The organism is Chamaesiphon sp. GL140_3_metabinner_50, from assembly GCF_025361915.1.
Lineage (GTDB): Bacteria > Cyanobacteriota > Cyanobacteriia > Cyanobacteriales > Chamaesiphonaceae > Chamaesiphon.
Map to the genome: position 1 here is coordinate 1 of NZ_JANYJC010000122.1, position 7,517 is coordinate 7,517.

General features: G+C 45.9%; 7 protein-coding genes and 1 pseudogene. 7 read left to right on the forward strand and 1 reads right to left on the reverse strand.

Annotated elements, in window-relative coordinates:
- Positions 1-116: 116 nt before the first annotated feature.
- From Q0R35_RS19485 to Q0R35_RS06560, 3 genes and pseudogenes are all read left to right on the forward strand, one after another.
- A pseudogene (locus Q0R35_RS19485) lies at positions 117-191 on the forward strand (cob(I)yrinic acid a,c-diamide adenosyltransferase); the annotation flags it as partial.
- Between the two features lie 33 nt (positions 192-224).
- Positions 225-1,367 carry a heparan-alpha-glucosaminide N-acetyltransferase domain-containing protein gene (locus Q0R35_RS06555; RefSeq protein WP_295615290.1) on the forward strand — a complete coding sequence of 381 codons (1,143 nt, stop codon included), beginning with the start codon at positions 225-227 and terminating at the stop codon, positions 1,365-1,367.
- A gap of 406 nt (positions 1,368-1,773) precedes the next feature.
- Positions 1,774-2,772, forward strand: coding sequence for a pentapeptide repeat-containing protein (locus tag Q0R35_RS06560; RefSeq protein WP_295615291.1), 999 nt, complete (start codon positions 1,774-1,776; stop codon positions 2,770-2,772).
- Between the two features lie 97 nt (positions 2,773-2,869).
- On the opposite strand, the gene Q0R35_RS06565 is transcribed toward Q0R35_RS06560, so the two are convergent.
- On the reverse strand, positions 2,870-3,340 hold the full coding sequence (locus Q0R35_RS06565) for a hypothetical protein (protein ID WP_295615292.1): 471 nt from the start codon (positions 3,338-3,340) through the stop codon (positions 2,870-2,872).
- A 90-nt stretch (positions 3,341-3,430) separates the two neighbouring features.
- On the opposite strand from Q0R35_RS06565, the gene Q0R35_RS06570 reads away from it, so the two are divergent.
- The 4 genes from Q0R35_RS06570 to Q0R35_RS06585 all read left to right on the forward strand — a co-directional run.
- Entirely contained in the window at positions 3,431-3,568 is a 138-nt protein-coding gene (locus tag Q0R35_RS06570; protein WP_295615293.1) for a hypothetical protein, read from the forward strand.
- Positions 3,565-5,634, forward strand: coding sequence for an AAA family ATPase (locus tag Q0R35_RS06575; RefSeq protein WP_295615294.1), 2,070 nt, complete (start codon positions 3,565-3,567; stop codon positions 5,632-5,634). Before Q0R35_RS06570 ends, Q0R35_RS06575 begins: the two co-directional genes overlap by 4 nt.
- Complete coding sequence (locus Q0R35_RS06580) at positions 5,635-6,420, forward strand: biotin--[acetyl-CoA-carboxylase] ligase (protein ID WP_295615295.1); 786 nt, start codon at positions 5,635-5,637, stop codon at positions 6,418-6,420. It abuts the gene before it with no gap.
- 47 nt (positions 6,421-6,467) lie between these two features.
- The coding region (locus Q0R35_RS06585; protein WP_295615296.1) for a hypothetical protein at positions 6,468-7,517 on the forward strand (1,050 nt) is incomplete at its 3' end.

Genomic DNA, 7,517 nt, shown 5'->3' on the forward strand with positions numbered 1-7,517 from the left:
TGGCATTGCGTCGCGGGCGTTGATGCATAAGTTAATTAGGACTTGATGGAGTTGATTGGCATCGGCGGATAATGTCCACAAGTGGGTATTCTCGATTTGGAGGCTGACTTCGATCGATCTCGGAAATGACGATGATTAAACATCCTTTTCGAGAGCAAGGTGTTAAAGCCCAACCTGGAATAGAATTCTAGTATTGTGAGAATCCCCCTTTCCCCTAATTATTTATGCGCTTAACCTCCTTAGATGTCTTTCGGGGGATGACAATGGCTACCATGATTTTAGTAAATATGGCTAGCCTCCCCGATGATGGTAAAAAATATTTATGGCTCGATCATGCTGCTTGGCATGGTTGGACGATCGCCGATCTGGTTTTTCCATTTTTCTTGTATATTATTGGCGTGTCGATGGCTTTTTCACTGGCTAAATATACCAGCCAAGCCGCACCTATAACCAAGCAAGTGTACTGGCAAATTGCCCGACGCAGTTTGATTCTATTTGGATTGGGTTTGTTATTAAATAATTTAGTCTGGAACTATAATTTAACCGCCCCGACACTATTTGCCAACCTCGATCGCGTCCGCATCATGGGCGTTTTGCAGCGGATTGGCATTGGGTTTTTCTGTGCTTCGATCGCAGTACTATTACTTCCGCCAAGAAAGATTTGGATCTTATCTATAAGCATTTTAGTGGGGTATTGGTTAATATTGGCTTTTATCCCGGCTTTAGATAATAGCGATGGTATTTTTAGTAAAGCTGGTAACTTTGGGGCTTATGTCGATCGGTTAATTATTACCCCAGCACATTTACACAAGGGTTCTGAGTATAAGAGCGATCCAGAAGGTTTATTCGGGACTTTACCCGCAATATCTAGTATCTTATTTGGTTATTTAACTGGGGCATGGCTGAAAGCTCAATCGGTGACATCGCGGACTAGTACTAATCTGTTGATGTTTGGACTGACGGCGGTGGTAATTGGGTTATTATGGAATGGAATTTTCCCGATTAATAAAAAGCTGTGGACGAGTTCGTTCGTGATGTTTACCACGGGTGCCGGACTGATTTCTTTAGCGGCTTGCTACGAGCTAGTAGATGTTCGGAAATATAAACAGTGGTTCAAACCATTTGAGATTTTGGGATTGAATGCCATCTTTATTTATGTGGCTTCGATCGTCTTGATTAAGTTAATTATGGTAAATCAAATTGGCAGCGGCAAGGAGGCTAAATCGCTCTATGAATGGTTGAATAATAGCTTATTTGGTTGGGCGGGAGATCTTAATAGTGGCGTGTTGTTTGCGATCGCGACTGTCTTATTATGGTTGGGTGTTGCTTACCTCATGTATCGTCGCCGTTGGTTTTTAAAAATTTAGCCGCGCTTTTGGCTCCTCGATCGATCGTTCCTGTCCCCAGTCAGCAGTTCTCATTTTAAAACTCTGATGCTATTTTATCGCTTCAATTTTGGCGATAAGTTTGACGACATCATGCGGATTGCAGCAGTTTTATTTTTAAAAACCAGCATTAGATCTGGGACTCAATTTTCATAATCGCAAATTGCTGCTGTGGCAGTTGCCATGTCGGTTAAGACACAAACCCGACTTTTCCAAAAAGTCGGGTTTGTAGCAACACTAGTTTTACTGTTCTAACCACCCTGGCGATTGCTATACCTAGTAGCGCACATCTCCTGGGCAAGATTGGTACAACTACCATCGAGCAGTAACAACCACAGCAATCTGGGGAACACTAGATGAGACATCATCAAAAGATACTAGCCAAGCTATGGAAGCGGAAGAACTATTGTGGCGATATCGTGGCGGCGAACGGGATTTTACCTCAGTCGATCTGAGCGGCTTTAGCTTGGTTTCCCAGGATTTAATCGATATCGTCCTCAACCAAGCGGATTTGCGTAAAAGTAACCTGACTTTTGCCTATCTCAACCGCGCTCAGTTTCTCAAAACCAACCTTTCTAACTGCAAGCTAGCTGGTGCGACACTAATTAGAGCCGATCTCCAAGGTGCCAATCTCCGCGATGCCGATCTACATGGAGCTAGCCTTCAGTATGTCGATTTTCGCGGTGCAGATATGACGTGGGTAAATCTGATCGATGCCAATTTAATGGATGCTGACTTGCGAAATGTCAATCTCAGCGGTGCCAATCTTAGTGGTGCTTGTTTGCGTGCTGCCAATTTTCGCGAAGAAAAGCGCAGCTATAATACCAATCTCCGCAGTGCCAAACTCTGTCGCGCCGATCTTCGCAATGCCAACATGGCTGGGGCAAATCTATCGAAAGTCGATCTCAGTTATGCCAATCTCACAGAAGCTAACCTGAAAGGGGCCGATCTTTCTGGTGCAAATCTGACTGGTGCAAAATTAACAAATGCCATTCTCACTGAAGCCAATCTCCACGAGGCAAATCTACCCCATGCCGATCTTTCGCTTGCCAAGCTCGAACGCGCCACTATGACAGCTTGCGAGATGACTGGAGCCAATCTGAGTCGGGCAATTATGTCTAAAATTAAGCTGGCAAATACCAATCTCAGCTATGCAGATCTTACCGATGCACGAATGCATCATGCGGATCTGACACGCACGATTTTGTGTTATTCGACAATGGTAAATGTGGAGCTAATCGAGGCACATTTAGCCAAAACCGATCTCGAAGATGCTAATTTAACTAATGCTAACTTGATGCGCGCTGAAATGAGTAGTGCGAGTATGGTTGGCACGATTCTGACTGGTGCGAAGATGCCCGACGGTAGAATCTATGCCAATGTGTAATCGGCTGTGTTGTTACAAGCCAATTAGCTGAAACCGCGCGAAAATTGGGATCCCAATCTTCGCGCGGTATTATTGCAGCATTCGCACATCAGATAACTTAAAAACGTAAGCCAGCACCGAGCGTGAAGCTAGTCACATTGTTAGCATTGTTATTTAAAGGAATCGAGATCGAACCTAGTAAAGCGATATCTTTGCTAACGTTAAAATCGGCACCAACTTGAGCGAAACCACTAGTGCTAGTATTAGAATTACCCGTGGCAAAATCTAGACCCAAACCGATAAATGGTGTAATGGGGAGCGATGCTTGGCGCAGATCGAAATCGTAAGTAACACTGGTACCAAATACTGTAGCACCAGAAGGAAACGAGATGAATGGACGCAGGGAAATATTATCGGCGATACCCAGTTTACTGTCGATTCCAAATACACTCGTTCCACCGCCGAAAGTTACGGAAGGTGAGATGTAGTTATTACCGATTCCACCAGCTACAGCCGCTTGTGGAGCTTGGGTAATTGCTGTTGTAATTAAGGTAGCGAGGATTGCGGGGATAAGTAAAAACTTTTTCATCTGAGATAATAATCGTTGCTAGTATAAAATTAGACGAGTCGCACTTGGCATAAGTTCCATCTCAATTCGAGTAATCGATAGCTCAACATTATGACTCCAAACCTGACTCCAGCAGTCCGCCAAATTATCGAGCGCGTACTCCAGCTCGAAAAAGACAGGCTCGATCGTAAAAAGAATTCGCCAATTAATGATGATATCCTCAAAATCATCAAAGAGGCGATCGGATGAAACTGACTGCGCTGCGGCTATGTAACTTTCGGCAATTTTACGGCGAGACACCAGAAATTCAACTGGCGACAGATCGCGATCGCAATACGACAATTATTCATGGCAATAATGGATCGGGTAAAACTACCATCCTCAATGCGTTTACCTGGGTACTCTACGAGAAATTTACCGCCGCTTTTGCCGAATCGGAACGCCTGGTAAACAACCGCGCCATCGCTGAGGCGGAGATCGGTACCGCCATCGATACGTGGGTAGAAGTCGCCTGGGAACACGATGGGAAACGCTACCGCGCTAAACGGATGTGTCGCGCCTACAAGCAGGAAGCTGGCGTGAATATCGTCAATAACGAACTACTCTATTTATACATCGGCGACGCGGATGGGAAATGGCTGCATCCCCAACAGCCGCCGGATGAAATTATCGGAAGAATTCTCCCCGCCAGTCTGCATCAATATTTCTTCTTCGACGGCGAGCGGATCGAGCAAATCGTCCGTCAGGATAAACGACTCGAAATCGCTGAAGCTACCAAAATCTTGCTCGGCGTAGAAGTCTTAAATCGATCGATCCGACATTTGGGTGAAGCTAAAAAGACGCTCGAAACCGAACTGGCTCAAATTGGCGATACCACTACTAAAGATTTACTCCGATCGCAGCAACAGTGTCAACAAGAAATCGATAAGTTACAAGCACGCCAAGCCGAAATAACGAGCGAAATTGCTAATTTTCAGCAAATCGATCGCGAAATCGATCGTTATTTACTCGAACTCACCGCTGCTAAAGCTACCCAATTACAACGACAAGAATTAGAGCGCGCCAAAGCAACCTACCAGACTCAGCTCTCACAGGCACAAACAGCGATTAAGCAATTAGTCTCCACTCAAGCATATACCGTTTTGCTAGCAGACTTAACTGGCGATTTTCACACAATTGTCGGCGAGTTACGCGATCGCGGCGAGCTAAATCAAGGCATCTCGCGCGAATTTCTCAGTCAACTAATTCACCAACAAAACTGTCTGTGCGGTACGAAATTAGTTCCCAATACCCCCGCCTATACCCAGATTCAAGTTTGGCTCTCACGCGCCAGTATTGCCGTAATTGAAGAGACAACCATGCGGTTGATTACGCAAGTCGAAGCCCTAGAAACTAAAGGAGCTGAATTTTGGCAAGCGATCGATCTTCAGCAGCAAATTGTGGCTACCTCAAGAGCCGAAATCGGTCAATTAGAAATAAGTATCGATCGGCTCGAAACCCAACTCCGTCAAGATACAAACGCCGAAATTAGCAATCTTCAAAAACGGCTCGATGAGATCGAAATTAAAGTCCGCGATCTCACCCTCACTCAAGGTCAAAATCGCCAACAGATCGTCCATCTCGAAGGTCAAATTCAATCCCTAGCCAAGCAAATATCTAAGCAACAAACCAACCAAGATCGCCAAAGTTTAGCCAACCGTCGAATTCAAGCCGCCCGGATGGCGATCGAAGAATTGAGTACCATGCGCGATCGTCAGGAACTGCAATTTCGGATCGAACTCGAACAGCGCGTTCAAAGAATTTTCCAGACGATTTCGGTGACTCCCTATTTACCTAAAATTACCGAAAAATACGAACTAATTTTAGTAGAGACGACTAGAGGAATTGAAACCACAGTTGCCGCTTCAACTGGCGAAAATCAGATCCTCAGTCTGTCTTTTATCGGTGGTATTATCGATCGCGTGCGAGATTGGAGCGAACAAAAATTACTAGCTGTCCCCGCTAGCAATACGTTTCCAATCGTGATGGATTCGCCATTTGGCAGCCTCGATCAGCTCTCGCGCCGTCAGATTGCCCGAATTTTACCACAACTCGCCAATCAACTCGTCGTGCTAGTTACTAAAACTCAATGGCGCGATGAAGTCGAAACCGAAATGCAGTCGAAAATTGGCAGACAATATCTATTAACTTATTATACTTCTCGCTCAGACGTACCAGCAGATTATTTAGAGATTAATGGGCATCGATACCCACTCATTAAATCTAGCCCGAATGATTTTGACTACACTGAAATTACCGAAATTGAATCGAGATAAATGGATCGTCAAAAATTACTAGATTTATTAACCGCCGATCGATCTTTGGACTTAGATTTTAAGATCCACATTTTCGATACGTTACCATCTACCAATGATAAATTATATCAATTAGTTGCCCAAGAGAATGCGCCCCCCGGCACGATCGTCATTGCTAACCAACAAACAGCCGGACGCGGACAACGCGGCAGCACATGGGAATCGGAGCTGGGAGGTTTGTATTTGTCAATCGCGATCGCGCCCGAATTATTAGCGACTAATGTACATCAACTAACGATCGGAATTGCTTGGGGAATTGCCGACGGGTTGCGACAGCAAGGGCTACCGATCGAAATTAAATGGCCCAACGATCTGATGCTAGCGAATCGAAAACTGGGCGGCATCTTAACTCAAACCCGCATCGCTGGCGGTAAGATTCAAACCGCGATCGTCGGAGTAGGAATTAACTATACAAATCCAGTCGTAGGTAAAGCAATAAATTTAGCACCAAGCAATGATTATCAGCCAAATTACCGAAATTTTTCCATAGAGATGTTAACAAGCTGTACCATTAGGGGAATCATAAGCGGGTACAAACGGTGCACTCCAACAACGATCGATTGTCTATTATCGGACTATCTGGAACTACTCAATACTCGTGGTCGCTCAGTGATGGTAAATGGTAAGTTAGGAACTGTTTCGGGAATCTCACCGCAAGGAGAGTCGATCGTCAGTTTTACAACTGAAACAGAGGTAACACAGGTTTATCTCACACCCGGTACATTCACATTTGGCTACGAAGATTAGTTACTTTGGACAACGCAAGATTAAGTGGTTTTGCGGTGCTAAAGCGGATGAATAGTTCTGAATTGGACTGCGTTAAATTTATAATAATTATGAGCAGCAAGGCAGAGAAAACATCACATCATTCAAACCAGCAATTTCGGTCGCATATCTTCCTCCGCAACCCATTGCTATTGAAGATCGTCGCTTGGCTGGGAAGCCTGAGCTTTATCGGTAGTGCGGGCATCGTCTGGGCAGATCTTCAGCCCATCTCGACGAACCAAGCCCAATTACGCGAACAAACCTCATCCCCAGTATTGGCATCGGCAGACAATCCTAAATCCAAACAGCAGGAAATCTACGGCCCTTATTTACCGATTTCCCCCGCACCAGCTTCCACCCAGATTACACTCGATCGGCTGCCAAATCGCGAAGTCCCGATCGCCGTTACACCCGGATCGGCAGCGATCTCGCCCACTGGGAAGATCGTGCGTCCGCAGCACACAGATTTACTGACAGCAGATAATTACACCGTCGGTGTTAATGGTAGCAAAACAGCCACCGAACCATTTATCGATATTCCCGTTCCCGCTCCACTCCGGAATACCATTCCCAGTCAAGCGAGCGAAACCATCTCGATGACTAGCAGCCAAGTACGCCCCAGCTACATCAAACCACAGCCCCTAGTCGTTGGCGTAGCCTCTCTGAAAGAGAATCGATCCACACCCACCACAGGCATTCAAACCCCCACCAAACCATCTGCCAGTTATCGGGCAGTGCCGACAGTTAGCAGTCTGCCTACTGTTGCTACAATCTTCCCTCGGAGCGGCTTACCTGTGGCTAATCGCCAAACCTTTACACCCACAGCGACAGCAGTAGTATCCTCACCATCGCCATATTCAGTCCAGATTGCCATCCCCACACCACGCACTCAACGCATCGAAGTCCCATCCGTGGCTCAATTACCTAAGGTGAGCGAAAACAGACTAGTACCCACAGTAAGTGCCATTCCGAGCGTGCGCCCAGCAGCAGCGGCATTACCCTCGACTGCGGTGGCTTTTGTCAATCCGGGCACGAACGAGACTGGTGTGCAGCTAATTTACCCTCTTTCCAGCCCAGCA

What these genes read in the sequence shown, in the direction of transcription:
- Q0R35_RS06570 (WP_295615293.1), top strand. Translation starts at nt 3,431, where the DNA reads ATGACTCCAAACCTGACTCCAGCAGTCCGCCAAATTATCGAGCGCGTA.
- Q0R35_RS06580 (WP_295615295.1), top strand. Translation starts at nt 5,635, where the DNA reads ATGGATCGTCAAAAATTACTAGATTTATTAACCGCCGATCGATCTTTG.
- Q0R35_RS06560 (WP_295615291.1), top strand. Translation starts at nt 1,774, where the DNA reads ATGGAAGCGGAAGAACTATTGTGGCGATATCGTGGCGGCGAACGGGAT.
- Q0R35_RS06565 (WP_295615292.1), bottom strand. Translation starts at nt 3,340, where the DNA reads ATGAAAAAGTTTTTACTTATCCCCGCAATCCTCGCTACCTTAATTACA.
- Q0R35_RS06555 (WP_295615290.1), top strand. Translation starts at nt 225, where the DNA reads ATGCGCTTAACCTCCTTAGATGTCTTTCGGGGGATGACAATGGCTACC.
- Q0R35_RS06575 (WP_295615294.1), top strand. Translation starts at nt 3,565, where the DNA reads ATGAAACTGACTGCGCTGCGGCTATGTAACTTTCGGCAATTTTACGGC.